Here is an 18,791-nt window from a genome sequence, read left to right on the forward strand (position 1 = left end):
ATTTTTTGTAGCTTTTGTTACTCTTTTTCAGGAATGCCAGCCTACAATTTTAATAACTGAACGGGTACTCTAGAGGCAGTAAGACGACACCCACAAAGTCGGTCAAGAACCTAGTATCAGTGATCCCTTCAGTAAATGCATTCACCTTTCCTAGCTTAGGGCTGATTACAGGCTTATTGGCTTTTCTCACACTGGACTACTCATCCCCTTGAACATTTTTATCTGAACTTGACCGAAGTTGTGACTTCATGATAATTAGGAATTTGGTCATTAATTCATATTTTTAATATAGATTTAATTTATGCTTAATATAACTTAAACTTTCCAACAAACTATTCGTTGTTCGTTGTCATTTATCCGGGGTAATTGACTCGACTTACCTAGGGCAAGCAGAAATAACGCCAACAGCTACCATCTCCCCCAGCTCCCAGACGTGCCATGGCACGTCTCTACATGCTCCCCTTGCTTCATCGTATCTACGAAGCTGCTCAAGTATTTCCGGGCGTAAGCCTCATCCATCTTGCTTAGAAAAATCACCCGCTATCCCTTTAATCAGAAGCACCAAATCCTCCACCTCCAGGCGTCTCAATCACAAAAACATCTCCCGCCTCCATTTCCACAACCGCTGTATTTCCTAATTCCTCAATCGTTCCATCCTGACGTTCCACATAATTCTTCCCCACAGCACCCGCTTCACCACCCTGTAACCCAAACGGTGCAACAATCCGATGTCCCGATAAAATTGCGGCTGTCATCGGTTGCAAAAACCGCATCCGCCGAATCACACCATTTCCCCCACAATGCTTTCCATTTCCACCACTATTCCCCCGAATACCAAACTGTTCTAATACCACCGGAAACCGCCATTCTAAAACTTCTGGGTCCGTTAAACGAGAATTAGTCATGTGGGTATGTACCGCATCCGCCCCATCAAACTCCGCCCCAGCACCAGAACCGCCACAAATGGTTTCATAATATTGATAATTCTGATTACCAAAGGTAAAATTATTCATCGTCCCCTGAGATGCAGCCATTACCCCCAACGCCCCATATAGCGCATCGGTAATCACCTGGGATGTTTCCACATTCCCCGCCACAACCGCCGCCGGATAACGGGGATTTAATAGACAACCTTTGGGAATAATCATGTCTAGGGGTTTGAGACATCCAGCATTCAGGGGAATATCATCATCGACTAAAGTACGGAAAACATAGAGAACCGCCGCTTTACACACCGCCGCCGGGGCATTAAAGTTATTCGATAACTGGGCGGATGTCCCGGTAAAATCAATTGTGGCGCGGCGATTTTCTCGGTCAATGCGAATAGCAACTTGAATCTGTCCACCTGTATCTAACTTATAGGTAAAATTGCCATCTTTGAGAACATCAATCACCCGCCGCACCGACTCTTCCGCATTATTCTGAACATGACCCATATAGGCTTGTACTGTGTCTAAACCCGACTGTGCCACCATTCGCCGCAACTCTTGCACGCCTTTTTCATTGGCAGCAATTTGAGCTTGTAAGTCCGCGATATTTTGGGTGATATTTCGCACTGGATAGGTGCTTTGTAGGAGTAATTCAGATAATTCTTTTTCGCGGAAACGTCCGGATTCTACTACCTTAAAATTATCAATTAATACCCCTTCTTCGTCCACGGTTGTACTATCCGGGGGCATCGAACCAGGGGTAATTCCACCAATATCCCCATGGTGTCCCCGTGAGGCAACGTAGAATAAGGGTGTCGAATTTTTATCCCCCCTTGCCCCCCTTTGAAAGGGAGGGTTTTTATCCCCCCTTGCCCCCCTTTGAAAGGGGGGTGTATTTGAGTCAGGGGAGGATGTAGGAGTGGGTTTTGTCGAAGATTTGCTCGTTTTATCAAAAGTATCACTAATCCCACTTTCTTCCAGGAAAACTGGGGTAATTACAGTTACATCAGGTAAGTGCGTCCCACCATTATAGGGATTATTAATCGCGTAAACATCTCCAGGTTTGAGACTATCACCATACGCCTCAATCAAACTGCGAACGCTTTCACTCATTGAACCCAAATGCACGGGAATATGAGGGGCGTTGGCAACCAGTTGTCCTTGTCCATCAAAAATAGCACAGGAAAAATCTAACCGTTCTTTAATATTGACCGAGTAACTGGTATTTTGGAGCGTGGTTCCCATTTGTTCGGCAATGGAACGAAATAGATTATTAAAGATTTCTAGCGTAACTGGATCTGGTTGGGAGAGTTTTGAGGCTTGAGTGTTAAGTGTGTAGGGGCGGGTTTCACTACTATCATTTCCTTTGCCCCCAGATGTAACTAAACCCGCCCTGACTGATTTTTGCGTCTTCTTCAAAATCAAATAATTCCGTTCAGTTACTTCAGCTTGCCAACCTGGTTCAATGACATTGGTTCCCGTTGTTTCAATAATTAATGCCGGCGCGGGAATAGAGTCTCCCGGTTGTAATTCCTCTCGCTGAAATACAGGTGTCTCGTGCCATGCATCGGCTGTATACATTTGCACCTTGGCGACAGATTGCGGCGGTTCTAATCGGTGACGCTGAATCACGGGTTCTTCTGGCACATCCATCTGTTGGATTACTTCCACAGATACCGAATCCACAATTAAGGCTTTCTCTTCCACAATAAAACCATAACGCTGGCGATGCGCCTCCTCAAATTGCTGCCGCATCTCATCCACGCTACCGAAATCGACAATTAAGGGTGAGTCTGTCCCCTGATATTTCAAATGCACTTTGCGGATGACTTGACTATCAATTGGAGTGGATTCTCCTATATGAGTCGTCGCAATTTCATCTTTTCCGGCTGTTGTTAACTCGGCGAATATTTCCGCTAACGGAGTAATATCTGATGTCCCTACCGATAGTAAATCCTCGGTTAATTGGGCTTCTACCGAACGTTCCCGCAATATCCGCACATCTGCCAATCCCATCCCATAGGCAGATAATACCCCCGCATAAGGATGAAGAAATACCTGTTTCATCCCCAAGGCATCAGCAATTAAACAGGCGTGTTGTCCCCCCGCACCACCAAAGCAACACAAGGTATAGTTTGATACGTCATAGCCTCGTTGTAAGGAGATTTTTTTAATCGCATTTGCCATTTTTTCGACGGCAATTGCCAAAAACCCGGCGGCGACGGCTTCGGGTGTTCGGTTATCTCCAATATCTGTAGCTAGTTGACTAAATTTCTCTCGCACCACCTGATCATTTAAGGGTAAATTGCCATCAGATCCAAAGACTTGGGGAAAGAACTCAGGTTGCAATTTCCCCACCATCACATTGCAATCGGTTACGGTTAACGGACCCCCCTGAGAATAAGCAGCAGGACCGGGATTTGCCCCCGCTGATTCGGGTCCCACTCGATACCGCGCCCCATCAAATTTCACGATTGAACCGCCACCCGCTGCTACGGTATGAATGGACATCATGGGGGTGCGTAATCGGACACCTGCAATTTCAGTTTCAAAGGTGCGTTCGTATTCGCCGTTGTAATGGGCGACATCTGTAGAAGTACCGCCCATATCAAAACTGATAATCTGATCAAATCCGGCTAGTTGACTGGTTTGTACTGCCCCGACAATACCACCCGCAGGACCGGATAAAATACTGTCTTTTCCCTGAAATGTGCGGGCGTCTGTGAGTCCACCATTGGACTGCATAAACATTAAGCGAATGGAGTTTTGAGTGTTAAATGTAGAGACGTGCCATGGCGCGTCTTGAGTGTTGATTTCTCCGGTTAATTGATGGGAAACTTGGTTAACATACCGCCGCAGAATCGGGGATAAATAGGCATCGACAACGGTGGTGTCACCCCGGCTGACTATTTTCATCAAGGGTGTGACGTCATGGGAAACTGAGATTTGAGTAAACCCGATCGCACGGGCTAAGTTGGCAAGTTCTTGTTCGTGGCTTTTATAGCGATAGCCATGGATTAAGACGATGGCACAACTGCGAATTCCGCTATCATAAGCGGCTTGTAACTGCTGACGAGTGGCGTCTATCTGAACGGGAATTAATTCGTCTCCGTGGGCGCTGTAGCGTTCCTCGACTTCAATCACCCGTTCGTAGAGCATTTCTGGCAAGATAATCTCACGGGCAAAAATATCGGGGCGGTTTTGATAGCCGATGCGGAGGGCATCTCGGAAGCCTTTGGTGATGATTAAAATGGTGCGATCGCCTTTTCTCTCTAGTAAGGCATTTGTGGCTACGGTTGTCCCCATTTTCACGGCGTCAATCTGTTCGGTGGGAATTGGTGCATCAGCCTTAATTCCCATCACCTCGCGGATTCCCTGTACTGGCGCATCGGTGTAGCGATCGGGATTTTCTGAGAGTAGCTTGTGAATTACCAATTGTCCATCAGGGCGACGCGCCACAATATCGGTAAATGTGCCGCCGCGATCAATCCAAAATTGCCAGCCGTTATTAGATGTCATGGATCTATTGCGAATGCCCTACTGTATGCCAGCACCTTTTCCAAAAATTGTATAATAATTCGGCATCCTGGTCATTGTATTGCTGATTGTGCCGTTTGCGATCGCGCTCAATCGCCAGCCACAATTGCTGTAGTTGTTGGCAGGTGGTGCAGTGTTGAATTTGGCAGGCGATGGCGTTGAACCATTGGCGTAATTTGCGATAGCTGATGAATTGTCCGCCTTTGTCGCGGCGATGAACAAAGACGATATATGCCCAAGATTCCACGCGCACAATCAGATGTCTGGGGATTTTCAGGAGTCGGGCGATACTGCTGGGGCTGATATGGAATTTCTGGGCGGGTTGGAGGCGGCGAAATAAAGGTGTCATGATGGCTTACCCTGTTGATTGATGGCAGCAATATCCGTGGCGACGCGATCAATTTCGGTCACTTTGGATTTTTTCGGCGGATCTTTGATTAAGATGAGACACTGAGAAGGAAAGACCAGTCAGCCACGCCCTATCTTGACGGAACTGTTTCAATTGTCTGGTCTTTTCGGTTGTCGTCACATGTTATTGAGTCACGTTTATATGACTTCTGTCAAAATAACATGTTGACGTGATAAAAAGCAACACCATGATCAAAAAACAGTCCCCAGAAGCTGAGTCTCCGTTAAAGATACTCAGAGAACAACTCAATTTAACTCAAGAGGAATTAGCGAGACGGTGTCGCATTCCGTTGCGAACCTATGTGCGCTGGGAGACAGGTGAGGCGACTCCTCGACCGACGATTCCTCAAGTCAAAGCGTTATGTCGGGAGTTGGGTATCTCGATTGAGGAATTGCCCGATCAGTTGGGACCGGTGCGAGTTTCGGCTAAAGACAATCCGCGATCGCATTCTGATGATGATTGAGAATGAAGCCCTGAAAGCCCTGAACTAAAGTACTCTTCGAGAATAAAAGCTTAAACCCGTTTTAACGGGTTCAAAGATTTACTTACTCCTTGAGAACGTGACTATTTGCTTTGAACTTAAATATAATCCTAAACGCTTAAGCGTGTCAACACTTGTTTAAGCGAGAAAGCCAACTGTAACGAATCGTAAGGTGTTACCATTTAGGCGAAGTGTTGATTAGAAAGCGAACTTGAGTGCCTAGAGCCAGCACCGCCATAGGGGTAAGTCCCGTTATTAAGGAACAAGTACAGAAACAGGCGCAATCAACCCGATTGACCCTGAAAGAGGTTATTTACATGGGAATGCTGGCGATTGATGAACTCAGCGAACAGCGCCGCCAGGAATTAGCTGATAAAGTCCATCAGATGCAAATAAACGGCGAAATTTGAGCTTTAGCGATACAGGGGGGAGATGAGGGGCGGGTATTGCTGTGGAGAATTCAGGATTAACTTAGCACGAGTGCGATCGCAAGCCACGAAAAGACCCCGATGAAACCATGCCATTTTTTATTCAAAATGTAACAAAATGTGCTATCTGCGATCAGGTAATTGATAATCGTTATGATGCAGCACAACTCCCTTATATTCATCCAAAGGTCTCAAGCTCCCTGGCACAGTTAGCGAGAAGGTTTGTACATCGGTCATGTTGGCGAGAATGGAAAGACGGGAACTTATTTTCAACGGCAGCATTTAATCTAGCCAAACAGGTAAATTCCCACGACACCCCCCTCCAAATTGAGTTTGCCAGCGATGGATTAATTGTATTTTGTGTCGCTGCTATGAATAGCTATCGATTGCAAGATTTTAAGTTACTTGTGACGATAGATATTCCTGTATCAGAAGCATTCAGAATGGGGCATCATATTGTTTCGGCGTTTTTGGAAAAGGATTTTCCCAGTACGTTTTTAATTGAGGATTATATCTGGAAAGTCAGACGCGATGATTCGGGAAATGTTGAATTCACTATCAAGGAAGGAGGGCAAATTGCCGATAAATTTGTCGTTCCCATAGATGGGCAGAGTTGCTGGGTAGATGCGATGAAAGAAATTATAGAGCAAGGAACTCAGAAGTTAGGTGAGATTCCGACGGTGAGTACATCGGGTTACTAGAGGTTAGGTGTGTTCATGAGTACAATTCAACTCGATATTCCTGAAGAAATATTAATCAGTCTCAAAGACACACCCGAAACTATTGCTAGAGAACTCCAGCTATTAGCCGCCGCTAAACTCTTTGAACTGGGAAAACTCTCATCTGGACGCGCCGCTCAATTAGCCGGAATCTCACGAGTAGAATTTCTGATATTACTAGGGCGTTATCAGGTATCTCCCTTCTCTTTAACCCCAGAAGAATTAGAACAGGATATCAACAATGCCTGAACCCCTGCTCATTGTCAACATATCACCCCTACTCTATCTCCACCAAGTTACTCCGCCTCAGAATCAATTCCGAGGCTCATAGTGAAAGTCGTCTGAAGACGACTAATAAGAAACAGAAAGTAGTGGCGTAATACACCTAATTTCATGAATTAAGCTTAAGCCCGGAAACCGTAGGGGCGCATGCTCCGTGAACCCGGTTCAATGATCAAATCTATTCCACAATTTTAGCTGTGTCAGTCCAGTACTTGAGTTCAAAGCCGACTGGAGCGTGCTATTGACCCTAACATGAATGGTACTGAAATTTTAGTTGGTGGGCGATGCCCACCCTACATCAATATTTATTGAGACGGGTTCAAGATGTGAGTGACAACCCACTCCAAAAGGAGCAGGATAATTCAGCCAACGCCCAGTCATGCTAGAACAATAGAGGAAATTCCGGTGTTACACCCAACGACTCATCACCAGCGCCATCTATGCAATCTGCTCCCCTTGACGGTAATCCCTGTGTTTTGCTCGTAGAAACCGATGAAACTCTAGCTCAACGCATGAGTCTAGATCTAACAGAAGCTGGCTATCATACGGTTATCGCTACAGATGCGCCCAGTGGCTGGCATCAAGCTTGTCAACTCCAACCCGCTATGATGGTTGTAGATCAATTGCTTTCTGGTTCTGGAGAATCAGGTTTGAGTTTATGTACTCGCTTGAGAAAAGCCGGTTCTCGTGTCCCTCTAGTCTTACTCATCACTCGCGACGCGATCGAGGATCGAGTCGCCTGTTTAGAAGCGGGTGCTGATGATTTTTTCCTTAAACCCTATCGCGCTGACGCCTTTTTACAGATGGTACGTCTGTATCTAGAACCCGATACCAATACGAGTGAACAAGTCAGATTTGGGGATTTGGCGTTAGATTTAACGACGCGCCGCGCGATGCGGGGAGGACGAGTGATTGATTTGACGATGAAAGAGTTTGAACTGCTTAAGTATTTGATGACTCATCCCCGCGAAGTTCTAACTCGCGAACAGATTCTGGAAAATGTTTGGGGATACGATTTTCTGGGCGAGTCTAATGTGATTGAGGTGTATATTCGTTATCTACGTATCAAAATTGAAGATGAGGGCGACAAGCGCTTGATTCAAACTGTCCGGGGTGTGGGTTACGTCTTACGAGAATCCTAGTTAAGTGGGTGGGAAAAATTAAAGTTAACGGTTGTGATCGTCATTGGTCATTTGTCCTAGTCGCTTTCAAAAAGAAGCAAGCTACGTCATTTTTCATTCATCATTCGTCCCCCTGCTCCCCCTGCTCCCCCTGCTCCCCCTGCTCCCCCTGCTTTCCCTGCTCCCCCTGCTCCCCCTGCTCCCCCTGCTTTCCCTGCTCCCCCTGCTCCCCCTGCTCCCTCTGCTCCCCTGCTCCCCCTGCTTTCCCTTATCCCTCACCTAAACCTATGAACTATCCTATTCGCCTATTCGGAATAACTCTTAGTCTGATACTGCTTGGATGTTCGGCTTCCGGCTCAAACAATGTCGCCGATGGAACACCCTTGAAGTCCGGCGAACGGCTTCCAGAACCGCCATCCCTCTCCTCGTCACCTCCCAATTCCGGTCAGATGTTACCCATTAGCGCTCAAACTCAGATCGGTGATCAGCAGATTTTACTCGAAGTCGCTAGAACACCTGGACAACAGCAGATTGGATTGATGTATCGCACGGCTTTAGCACCAGACAGAGGAATGTTGTTTCCCTTGAATCCGCCGCGACCTGCTTCGTTTTGGATGAAGAATGTGAAAATCCCTCTGGATATGATCTTTTTGCGAGATGGCGAAGTTAAAGCGATCGCGGCAAATGTTCCCCCCTGCACTGCTAATCCCTGTCCTACCTACGGTCCGGGGGTTCTGGTTGACCAAGTGATTGAACTTGCTGGGGGACGAGCCGCTCAACTGGGTCTCAAGGTGGGCGATCGCATCACAATCACCATCCTAGAGGATGAGATTAATCCATCGCCAAAATCTTAAATTTTGATTAACATCATTGAGAAAATAAATAAACGATGTAAAGATTTTTCTACGAAATTACGTTAACATTTCGTAAGATAGATTTTTAATCTAAGACCATTGACGACGAGGTAGTAACCTGCCTTAGTGGTGGATACCCATCAAAGCGACCAAGTACGGGTGTAGTCTGGAATAGCCTTTTAGTGGTGTGAGGTGAGGCGAGGCGAAACAGTACACAAAGAGTCGATGGGGGGTGAGGGTTCAAACGATACCTGGTCAGTACATCCTGTGAGTTGTCAACTCGATCAATCAACATCTTAGATGGTCAGTGATCTAGGACACAAGCAGTGCCGGATTAACCTATCACAATAAGCAAAGAACCCTCAGCTAGTAGACAGTATTAAATGTGTCTACCCATTGCTAAAGGAGGCAGGACGCTGATTCCACAATAGATCCGATAAGGAGGTGAATAGCAGTTATGGCACCTGCAACCTATTCTGAATTTTTACGATTTCTGCAAGAGGAATTGGCAATTTCTACCGATTCCATTGCGATCGCTCAACGGCGTCGGGAACAAGACCCAGGACCATTACCGATGATTCTGTGGCAGTACGGTTTAGTCACATTGCAGCAATTAGACCAAATCTATGACTGGCTGGAAACAGTCTGAAATTCAAATAATCGGTCAGGAGCATATAGTAATGTCTAAGTGCTTACGCTTTGGGAATAATCCATTCAAGTCTAAACCGTTCAATTTCATACAATGTTATCCATTGACCATTGATTCCTCTACAAGAAAGAGCGGGTCGCTAGTTGACCCGCTCTTTTTTGGCGTCTTTAGTGTATTTCGTTTATGGCTTAGCCTAAGATTCAGTCAAGACGCGAGCCGCAGCTGACACTCCTGCTCCTGGTGTCATGGACTCATAACCCAACTCTCGCAGCGTCGCTTCTAGCGCCCCAATCGCCGCCAGAATATCGCGATCGCAAACAAAGCCTAAGTGACCAATGCGAAATATTTTACCTTTCAAGTGATCTTGTCCCCCAGCTAGGGAAATATCAAAGCGCTTTTTCATCACGCCCCGAATTTGTTCGGCTTCAATCGACACAGGCGCCACAGCCGTTACCGCAGGACTCGCCGCGATATCCGGAGCAAATAGGGGAAGGGAAAGCGCCTCCATCGCCGCCCGAGTTGCTTGCATCAGCCGTTGATGACGGGCAAAAATATTATCTAACCCTTCAGCTTGCATCATTCGCAACGCTGTTTGCAATCCCACCACTAAATTGACTGGGGGGGTAAACGGATTGCTATTCTTTTTTGCCGCTTTACGATACACACCCAAATCTAAATAAAAGCGAGGCAGTTTGGCTGTCTCATAAGCTTGCCAAGCTTTATCCGAGACACAGACAAACCCTAATCCAGGGGGAACCATATAGCCTTTTTGGGCACCTGAAGCCACCACATCAATCCCCCACTGATCAATCGGTAAACTGACAGCGCCTAAACTGGTTACCGCGTCTACAATAATTAGAGCTTGACCGTGTTCTTTGACGTAACGATTAATCGTTTCCAGGTCGTTGAGTACACCTGTGGAGGTTTCTGAGTGGGTGACAATAACGGCTTTGATTGTCTTATCCGTATCCGCCACCAGCTTTTGGCGAAACTGTTCCGGATCGAGGGGTTGACCCCACGGTGCCGTAATCGTCTCCACCTCTAGACCGAACGCTGCACTCATCTTTGCCCAGCGATCGCCAAATTTACCATTCGTTCCGACCAAAACGCGATCGCCAGGACTCAAAAAATTAATAATCCCGGCTTCCATGGCACCCGTACCACTCACCGTTAACACCAAAACATCGTTCTGAGTTTGGTGCAACCATTGTAGGTTTTGGGTCACCTCTGCCATAATGGCGCTAAATTCCCCACTGCGATGCCCAATGGGATGCTTGGCTAACGCCAGCAATACCTGTTCGGGCACCGGTGTTGGTCCGGGAATCATCAGCATCAACTTATTATCCATGAGCGTTATCCTCAATCATTGAGCATCACATAATTCAGAATGACACCACTATCTCATGACTGAGTTTTGGTTTCCGAATCTAGAGGAAAACCATTATCCGATGATTTTGACTCAACGTTGACATTATTGAGTGACCAACGGTACTCAACTGGTAAGTTGAGGCGCCCACAGGTTTGTTCTAGTTGTTTCTGCTGGGCTAACGCTTTGCGGAGAGTGGCAATCAACTGATGCACCTGTTCTCGAATCATCGGGTTTTGATTCGTGGCAAAGGCAGTATGACGCTCTAGCATCTGTAGTAGCAGTTCGTAGTGAATATATGACGGAAGGGGTATTGGCTCCATGAAACCTGGCTTACCTTAAATGGACGAATTGCGATTAATCTTCACGTTCGACAAGCGTATCGGATGATCTGACCTGCTCTGTGACAAATCAACAGGCAAGGACGATTGATTACACAGAACTCACGCACTTGGCAATAAATTGGTGATGGCTTGGGCTGGATCAGGTTGTTTAACCAATGATTCACCAATTAGTACAGCGGTAGCACCCGCCGATGCGACCTGCTCTAAATCGGCTTTTTTGTGCAATCCTGACTCACTGACAATCAGAATACCGCGTTCTTTGAGCTGCTGACCTCGCGCTGCCAGAAGTTGGCAGGTTGTTTGGAGATCAACTGAGAAATCTGCCAAGTTGCGGTTGTTTATACCTACTAGGGTAACGCCATCTACCAATAACACGCGGTCTAATTCATCCAGGGTATGCACTTCGATCAGAGGGGTCATGGATAACCCATTGGCAATTTTGACAAAGTACCGTAGGTCTTGATCCGACAAGATCGCCGCAATCAGCAAAACCGCATCAGCACCGTGACTCCGAGCCAGATAGAGTTGATAGGGATAAATGATGAACTCTTTACACAGAATTGGCAAGTTGACCTGAGCCCTCACTTGGCTGAGATTCTCCCAACTCCCTTGAAAGAACTTTTGATCAGTCAGCACGGATATGGCAGAAGCACCACCTTGTTCATAAGAACGGGCAATCGCCACGGGGTCAAACGCTTCCCGAATCACGCCTTTACTTGGAGATGCCTTTTTTACTTCAGCAATTAATGCGGGACGAGTCTTTGCCCCTAATAACGCCGCTTTAAAGTCACGCGGCGGTGGTGCCGATTCTATCTGTTTCCGGAGTTCAGCTAAGGGTAGCCGTTCCCGCATCCGGTCAACTTCTGTTTCTTTATGCCAGACAATTTCTTCCAGAATATGGCGCGGCTGGGCGTCTGGGAGAACGACTTGATAGCGCAGGATATTCAGGTCAACCGCCGGATTGGGTGGACGGCGGCGAATTGGTAGTTGGTCATTTGTCATTGGTCATTCATTTGTCATTCGTCGTTGGTCATTGGTCATTTGTCAAGAGTTAACAACAGGCAAAAAAGCACATACTTTAAAGTTTACAGCCCTGGAACCGTGGAGTTTTCTACCTTCTTGTACTACGTTATTTGTTCTTGATCACAATAGGTTTAATGACTAGCAACGGCTCGCTTGTAGGCTTCGTCGAGGACTTCTGACAAGGTGGGATGGGCATGGACTAAGTATGCCAGAGTATTTACCGACTGTCGTTGGGCGATGGCGTTTGAGGCTTCGTGAATTAAATCAGAGGCGTGGATGCCCAAGATGTGAACGCCCAGGATTTCACCGCTATCTTTACGATAGATAACTTTGGCAATGCCATCGGACTCTCCTTGTGCGATCGCTTTGGAATTTCCTTTAAAATACGTCCTCACCGAGGCAACTTCAAACCCCTCTTTTTCTCCGAGTTCCTTGGCGGCGGGTTCAGTCAGTCCCACGTAACTAATTTCTGGATGGGTAAAGGCGGCGGCGGGGATGCTGCGATAGTCAATGGTACGATGACGCCCACAGATATTTTCCACCGCGACAACCCCTTGAGCTGATGCCGCATGTGCCAGCATAAGTTTACCTGTGGCGTCACCTATTGCCCACAAATTGGGAATGGCTTCGTCACCGGATAAAACTGCCATTTGATCATTGACGGGGATGAATCCTCGGCGATCTGTTTCCACACCTACTGATTCTAAGCCTAAATCCTTGCTCACGGGAATCCGTCCCGTGGCGACTAAGCAAGCATCAACTTCTAGGACATCCACAACTTCCTTGGTTTTGGCATCCGCCAGTTCAATCACAACGGGTGAACCGGGAGTCACTTTTTGTGCCAGAATGCCGGAATAGGTTTCAATATCGCGGGGAGAAATCAGCACCCGGGTGGCTAGTTTGGCAATATCTGGGTCAAATGTGGGCATTAACTGGTCGAGGGCTTCAATCATGGTGATTTCCGACCCTAGGGCTGTATAGATGTCAGCAAACTCTAAACCAATATAACCACTGCCAATAATTGCCACCCATTGGGGTAACCATTCGAGCTTTAGGGCGTCGTCGCTGGTGAATACGGTTTTCCCGTCGAGTTCAATACCGGGGGGGACGAAGGGAACGGAACCTGTACAGAGGATAATGTCTTTGGCGGTAAGAGTTTTTTCGCCACTGTCTGTCGTCACCGTTACTTTTTGTTGTCCAGCTACCCGACCCCAACCGGGAATGATATCAACATTTAAGCGTTTGAGGCTGTTGGTGAGATCGCCGCGAATCTTACTCACCAGGGTATTGGCATGGTTGGCGATCGCGTCTCGGTCAAAGTCCACGCCACCCACCTGAATTCCCAGGGATTTCAGATGATGGGTATTGCGTAACTCCCGTACTCGCCCTGATGCGGCTAATAGGGCTTTTGACGGGATACAACCGCGATTTACACAAGTACCGCCCATTTGGGAGGCTTCAATGATGGCGGTTTTCAATCCGCAACTGACAGCATGTATTGCCGCGCCATGCCCACCGACACCAGCACCGATAATCACTAAATCGTAATCAAATTCTTGACTCACATCCATTTCCCTCAAGATTTTGCCGATTCCAGCTTTCAAGCCATCCCTAAACCTAAAAGACTATACCATAGGATCAAGCGGTAAGGGTGCTAGTTTCTCCGACATAGGCTAATGAGTAGCGTTCATCTCCATAAACACTAGCTTTAGGAAATCAACTATTATGCGCGAACCTCAGCAAAATCATCGAAATGAAGCAGCTAAAGCCTTTGTGGAATCCCTTGACCAACTTGAGAATCTCTTGGGGCACCCATCCCCTCCTCCCCAATCGCCATCTCGCCGTTCTTCATCGAAAGCCCCTACTCCTCAATCAAAATCCTCCCAGTCAGACGATGACATTTTCGATCTGGATCTTCTCGAAGAAGCTGCGGCTGATCTCGATGCATTTTTTGGCGACACTGAGTTACCAGAGGATGAATAGGAAGACAACAGAACCGAGATGCCAAAGTGCAGGGGGAGATGGTTGAGATGAGGGAGCTACGTTTGGAACACTCAGGGCGGGTTTTGTAGAAACGTTACCATCAATAACCATAAGAAAATCCCTAAACCCGCCCCTACACATTCACGCGCCATGCCCTACCCGTTGGCGCAGCGCTTCATAGACGATTAAAGCCGCCGCGATCGCAACATTTAAAGATTCTACATCCTGACTTAGGGGAATTTGCACTGATTTATCAGCGAGTGCAGCTAACTCAGGGCGCAGTCCCGCCGCCTCATTGCCCAGTAGAATCAAGCTAGGACAGCGCCAGTCTATTTCCCAGTAACTCAATGTCGCCTTGGGTAGAGTTGCCACAACTTGTACCCCTTGAGCCTGACTTTGCCTAACCACCTGACTTAGATTAGCATTGCTACTCATGGGCAGACGAAACCATTGACCGGCTGAAGCCCGTAATACTTTGGGATTCTCTAAGTCTACACTGTCTCGACTCAGCCATAAACCATCAACACCTGCGGCGGTTGCGGTACGAATGATGGTGCCCAAGTTTCCCGGATCTTGCAGGGTCTGTAAAACTAAACCGAGGGTACAGGGAATCTCAGGAGGGACGAGGGATGAAGACTTTGCCGTTACCACCACACCATCTGGCTGAACAGTTGTCGCCATCGCCTTGAGAACAGAGGGTTCAACAATTTCAACACGCTGACACTTAGGTGTGGCGTCTTGCCAAAGTTGCGGATGAGTTTGCTGCCAATCTGGTGTACAACAAAGGGTGACTAGGGGATAATTCACCGCACAAGCTTCTGCCAACAGGTGGGTTCCCTCTAACAGCAGAAGTTGCTCCTCCCGCCGCCCTTTGGCTGTGTGCAGTTTCCGAATTGCCTTAACTAGAGGATTCTTGCTACTTGTCAGCATTATCAAGTTCAAGGTCAGCGTAGAGACGCGGCCTTGGGCGCAGTAAATGAGTAAAAAAAGGAAAGTGCAGTCGAAAAAAAAAATAAACAGAATGATTCCTTTCAACCCCAGATTAAGATTAGCACAGAAATTTCTGAGTTAAACTGGGAAATTCGCCGGGAAATTCGTAGGGGAATTCGTAGGGGAATTCGTAGGGGAGAAGCATTCGCGCCCGGATCTATCGGTGTCATGCCAACGTGACAACGCGAATGCTTCGCCCAATCCCACATCCAACGTCAAAATTCAAACCCTACGCCGCGCCCGTGGATATGCCCCTATACCCATTCCTTTACCCCCAGGATTTGAAAATTCTCCCCCCATACTAGCGATGGGGAGTGAACTGAAAAATACATTCTGTTTATTGCGAGATGGAAAAGCGATTTTATCTCAACATTTAGGAGACTTAGAAAATGCGGCAGCATTTAACGCTTACCAGAATACCCTAAATCTCTACCTAAACCTATTTGAACATAAACCCAGCGCGATCGCGACAGACAAACATCCCGAATACCTCTCTACCAAACTCGGACAAGAACTCGCTACCGCCAATCATCTCACCTTACATCCTATCCAACACCATCATGCCCATATTGCTGCTTGTATGGCAGAAAATAGTATCCCACTCAATACTTCCCCTGTATTAGGAATTGCTTTAGATGGATTAGGCTATGGTGAAGATGGCACAATTTGGGGTGGAGAATTCCTATACGCCGATTATCGCAAATTCCAACGATTAGGCAGATTTAAACCCATCGCCATGATTGGCGGAGAACAGGCAATTTATCAACCCTGGCGCAATACCTACGCCCACTTAATGGCAGCATTGAACTGGGAAACGTTACAACAGGAGTATGGGGATTTAGACTTAATCCAATTTCTGGATCAAAAACCCCGTCCCCTTCTGAATCAGTTAATGGAAAAAGGGATTAACGCACCCCTCGCCTCATCCACCGGACGATTATTTGATGCAGTGGCGGCGGCGTTGGGCATTTGTCGGGCAGAATGTAGCTATGAAGGGCAAGCCGCGATTGAAATGGAAGCCTTAGTTACCCAGGATAGCTTAAATTATGTTAAAGAATTGGCGGTGTATCCCTTCGAGATTGCCAACCTAGATAAGGGAACTCCCTTTGAACTAGAACCTCGTCCCTTATGGCTTGCATTACTCGAAGATTTAAAGCAAAATGTGCCAAAGTCTCTCATTGCCGCAAAATTTCACCAAGGATTAGCCGATGCGATCGCGAATATGGTTCAGCAGTTAAGTCCTGATTTAATCAGCAATCACGTTATCCTCACCGGAGGTGTATTTCAAAACCGGATTTTATTGACACAAGTCAGTGAAAATTTAGAGAGGATGGGGATGAAAGTATTGACGCAAAGCCTAGTTCCACCCAATGATGGAGGATTATCTTTAGGACAAGCCGTAATTGCAGCAGCACAATCAGTCAGTTATCGGGAGAGATTGAAACAAAATGTAGGGGCGGGTTTAGGGACAAACTTTCGTCCCCCCACCGAATAACTTCCGCACAAAACCCGCCCTCCCCGCCATTCAAATATCAGATGTAGGGGCAAACTCCCTCCCCATGCAAATCTCAGCTTAATCAGGACAAAATACACCGAACAACGAATAAAGGACAATAGGACAATGTGTTTAGGCATTCCCGGTCAAATTACTGAAATAACCAATAGAGAACACCAATTAGCCATGGTCAATATTGGCGGCGTCCAACGTCAGGTTAATATTGCTTGCATTATTGATGAAAATCATCCCATTGACTCCTGTGTTAACGATTGGGTATTAGTCCACGTCGGCTTTGCCATGAATCGCCTTGACGAACAAGAAGCCGCCGAAACCTTACAATTACTCCAAGAACTCGCCTTAGCCGAATAAATGTAGGGGCGGGTTTTACGGATAACCTCTCACAGAAAAGATCTAACTTGACTAAACCCGCCCCGACTACGTTATAAATCATGGCAAATGTAGACAAATGACGTAGCTTGCTTCTCGCTTGGCGAGTAGGACAAATGATAAATGACAAATAACTAATCATGAAATACGTTGACGAATTTCGCGATCCCCAAAAAGCCAAAGCCCTACTGCGAGAAATCCAGACTTTAACCACTCAATTAGGCAAAACTCCAACCCAACCGCTAAAAGTAATGGAAGTCTGTGGTGGTCATACCCATTCCATCTTTAAATATGGACTCGAAGAAATCTTACCCGACACCATTGAATTAATCCATGGTCCCGGCTGTCCCGTATGTGTAATGCCGAGGGGACGCCTAGATGACGCGATCGCGATCGCAGACTATCCTCACGTAATCCTCACCACCTTTGGTGACGCCATGCGGGTTCCCGGTTCCCAGAAAAGTCTACTCCAAGCCAAAGCAGCCGGGGCGGATATTCGCATGGTATATTCTCCCCTAGATAGCCTAAAAATCGCGAAAGAAAACCCGGATAAAGAAGTCGTTTTCTTCGGAATTGGCTTTGAAACCACCGCCCCTAGTACGGCTTTAACTATCCTGCAAGCCGATGCTGAAGGGATCAAAAACTTCAGTATGTTCTGCAATCATGTTCTAGTCATTCCCGCCTTACAAGCTTTATTAGATAATCCCGATTTACAACTCGATGCCTTTATTGGTCCGGGTCATGTCAGCATGGTTATTGGTACAGAACCCTATGAATTTATTGCCCAACACTACCAAAAACCAATAGTCGTTTCTGGTTTTGAACCCTTAGATATTTTGCAATCCTTGTGGATGATCTTGCAGCAACTCATTCAAGGACGCTGCGAGGTGGAAAACCAATATGATCGGATCGTCCAACCCCAAGGAAATCGCGTCGCCTTAGACGCCATGAATACCGTCTTTGAAGTACGGCAAAAATTTGAATGGCGAGGACTCGGTGATATTCCCAATTCTGGGTTTAAAATACGCCCAAAATACGCCCAATTTGATGCAGAAGTAAAATTTACCGTTCCCAATCGTCAAGTCGCTGATCACAAAGCTTGCCAATGTGGAGAAATCCTCAAAGGTGTGATGAAACCTTGGCAATGTAAAGTTTTTGGTACAGCTTGCACACCCGAAAACCCGCTTGGGACTTGTATGGTATCTTCAGAAGGGGCTTGTGCTGCGTATTACAAATATGGACGCCTATCCAAAGTCGCCAAAGCCGCCGTCGGCATCAATTAACCCCCTGTAGGGGCGACCCGCTTGCATCAATTAACAACACTATTCCACTCAATTGAATCGGGTCGCCCTTTACTCAATTGCATCAGGTCACCCTCTCCTCAACCCCCTATATCAGAACGTTTTTCTTGAGAGTTCAAATAGTCAAGGGAGAACATTTGTCAAGGTAGGTTTAGCCCCCAAAGTTTATCCATCAAACCGATAACTCCAATACAAAATCCGTCCGTTTTCCCCCATACAATGCTATTAAAACACAGTTTTAGATTGGAGAATCAATAATCATGCCATTTATCACAGTTCAGATCGCCAAAGGTCACTCCGTCGATCAAAAACGTGAACTCGCTAAAGCCCTCACCGATACCCTCGTTTCCACATTAGGCACGAAACCCGAATGGGTAACCATTCATATTGATGAATTTGATCGAGAAAATTGGGCAGTTGGCGGTGAATTACATTCCGATAAACCGGGTAAAGGAGGTAAGCATCACACATAAACCTGGTGAATTTCCGA

Annotated in this window: 18 protein-coding genes and 1 pseudogene; 12 read left to right on the plus strand and 7 right to left on the minus strand. The window is 46.8% G+C overall.

Annotation, left to right across the window (positions count from 1 at the left end; all coding sequences use genetic code 11):
• Positions 1-548: 548 nt before the first annotated feature.
• Together RIM23_RS07510 and RIM23_RS07515 are read right to left on the minus strand one after the other, a co-directional pair.
• On the minus strand, positions 549-4,448 hold the full coding sequence (locus RIM23_RS07510) for a hydantoinase B/oxoprolinase family protein (protein ID WP_446365849.1): 3,900 nt from the start codon (positions 4,446-4,448) through the stop codon (positions 549-551).
• A 4-nt stretch (positions 4,449-4,452) separates the two neighbouring features.
• Positions 4,453-4,815: a hypothetical protein gene (locus RIM23_RS07515; protein ID WP_446365851.1), complete on the minus strand. Its 363-nt coding sequence runs from the start codon at positions 4,813-4,815 to the stop codon at positions 4,453-4,455.
• 247 nt (positions 4,816-5,062) lie between these two features.
• Between RIM23_RS07515 and RIM23_RS07520 the strand changes: the two genes are divergently transcribed.
• From RIM23_RS07520 to RIM23_RS07550, 7 genes are all read left to right on the plus strand, one after another.
• Positions 5,063-5,338 (plus strand): helix-turn-helix transcriptional regulator, encoded by a 276-nt coding sequence (locus RIM23_RS07520; RefSeq protein WP_446365853.1) that lies wholly within the window; start codon positions 5,063-5,065, stop codon positions 5,336-5,338.
• Between the two features lie 233 nt (positions 5,339-5,571).
• Entirely contained in the window at positions 5,572-5,766 is a 195-nt protein-coding gene (locus tag RIM23_RS07525; RefSeq protein WP_446337493.1) for a hypothetical protein, read from the plus strand.
• 107 nt (positions 5,767-5,873) lie between these two features.
• Positions 5,874-6,485 (plus strand): hypothetical protein, encoded by a 612-nt coding sequence (locus tag RIM23_RS07530; protein WP_446365855.1) that lies wholly within the window; start codon positions 5,874-5,876, stop codon positions 6,483-6,485.
• A 15-nt stretch (positions 6,486-6,500) separates the two neighbouring features.
• A complete protein-coding gene (locus RIM23_RS07535) occupies positions 6,501-6,752 on the plus strand; it encodes a UPF0175 family protein (RefSeq protein ID WP_446365857.1) in 252 nt (83 codons plus the stop codon).
• A 473-nt stretch (positions 6,753-7,225) separates the two neighbouring features.
• Positions 7,226-7,927, plus strand: coding sequence for a response regulator transcription factor NblR (gene nblR / locus RIM23_RS07540; RefSeq protein ID WP_446365859.1), 702 nt, complete (start codon positions 7,226-7,228; stop codon positions 7,925-7,927).
• Positions 7,928-8,193: 266 nt separating this feature from the next.
• Positions 8,194-8,760, plus strand: coding sequence for a DUF192 domain-containing protein (locus RIM23_RS07545; protein ID WP_446365861.1), 567 nt, complete (start codon positions 8,194-8,196; stop codon positions 8,758-8,760).
• Between the two features lie 457 nt (positions 8,761-9,217).
• Positions 9,218-9,409 (plus strand): DUF2949 domain-containing protein, encoded by a 192-nt coding sequence (locus RIM23_RS07550; protein WP_006100242.1) that lies wholly within the window; start codon positions 9,218-9,220, stop codon positions 9,407-9,409.
• Between the two features lie 193 nt (positions 9,410-9,602).
• Here the strand turns inward: RIM23_RS07550 and RIM23_RS07555 are convergent, their stop codons facing one another.
• The 4 genes from RIM23_RS07555 to lpdA all read right to left on the minus strand — a co-directional run bounded on the left by RIM23_RS07555 (position 9,603) and on the right by lpdA (position 13,707).
• Entirely contained in the window at positions 9,603-10,757 is a 1,155-nt protein-coding gene (locus tag RIM23_RS07555; protein WP_446365863.1) for a pyridoxal-phosphate-dependent aminotransferase family protein, read from the minus strand.
• A gap of 53 nt (positions 10,758-10,810) precedes the next feature.
• Positions 10,811-11,098 carry a DUF5340 domain-containing protein gene (locus RIM23_RS07560; RefSeq protein WP_446337502.1) on the minus strand — a complete coding sequence of 96 codons (288 nt, stop codon included), beginning with the start codon at positions 11,096-11,098 and terminating at the stop codon, positions 10,811-10,813.
• Between the two features lie 120 nt (positions 11,099-11,218).
• The gene (trpC, locus tag RIM23_RS07565) at positions 11,219-12,121 is read right to left on the minus strand and encodes an indole-3-glycerol phosphate synthase TrpC (protein WP_446365865.1); all 903 of its coding nucleotides are present in this window, start codon (positions 12,119-12,121) and stop codon (positions 11,219-11,221) included.
• Between the two features lie 152 nt (positions 12,122-12,273).
• Positions 12,274-13,707, minus strand: coding sequence for a dihydrolipoyl dehydrogenase (gene lpdA / locus RIM23_RS07570; RefSeq protein WP_446365867.1), 1,434 nt, complete (start codon positions 13,705-13,707; stop codon positions 12,274-12,276).
• Between the two features lie 160 nt (positions 13,708-13,867).
• Between lpdA and RIM23_RS07575 the strand changes: the two genes are divergently transcribed.
• Positions 13,868-14,125, plus strand: coding sequence for a hypothetical protein (locus tag RIM23_RS07575; protein WP_446365869.1), 258 nt, complete (start codon positions 13,868-13,870; stop codon positions 14,123-14,125).
• Between the two features lie 141 nt (positions 14,126-14,266).
• Here RIM23_RS07575 and RIM23_RS07580 read toward each other — a convergent pair whose 3' ends face one another.
• Complete coding sequence (locus RIM23_RS07580) at positions 14,267-15,055, minus strand: TrmH family RNA methyltransferase (RefSeq protein WP_446365871.1); 789 nt, start codon at positions 15,053-15,055, stop codon at positions 14,267-14,269.
• A 277-nt stretch (positions 15,056-15,332) separates the two neighbouring features.
• On the opposite strand from RIM23_RS07580, the pseudogene RIM23_RS07585 reads away from it, so the two are divergent.
• From RIM23_RS07585 to RIM23_RS07600, 4 genes and pseudogenes are all read left to right on the plus strand, one after another.
• A pseudogene (locus tag RIM23_RS07585) lies at positions 15,333-16,610 on the plus strand (Kae1-like domain-containing protein); the annotation flags it as partial.
• A gap of 126 nt (positions 16,611-16,736) precedes the next feature.
• The gene (locus tag RIM23_RS07590) at positions 16,737-16,982 is read left to right on the plus strand and encodes a HypC/HybG/HupF family hydrogenase formation chaperone (RefSeq protein WP_446365873.1); all 246 of its coding nucleotides are present in this window, start codon (positions 16,737-16,739) and stop codon (positions 16,980-16,982) included.
• 158 nt (positions 16,983-17,140) lie between these two features.
• On the plus strand, positions 17,141-18,283 hold the full coding sequence (hypD, locus tag RIM23_RS07595) for a hydrogenase formation protein HypD (RefSeq protein ID WP_446365875.1): 1,143 nt from the start codon (positions 17,141-17,143) through the stop codon (positions 18,281-18,283).
• Positions 18,284-18,561: 278 nt separating this feature from the next.
• Entirely contained in the window at positions 18,562-18,774 is a 213-nt protein-coding gene (locus RIM23_RS07600) for a tautomerase family protein (protein ID WP_446365877.1), read from the plus strand.
• Positions 18,775-18,791 lie beyond the last annotated feature (17 nt).

It is taken from the genome of Coleofasciculus sp. G3-WIS-01 (genome assembly GCF_040223135.1).
Classification (GTDB): Bacteria; Cyanobacteriota; Cyanobacteriia; order Cyanobacteriales; family Coleofasciculaceae; genus Coleofasciculus.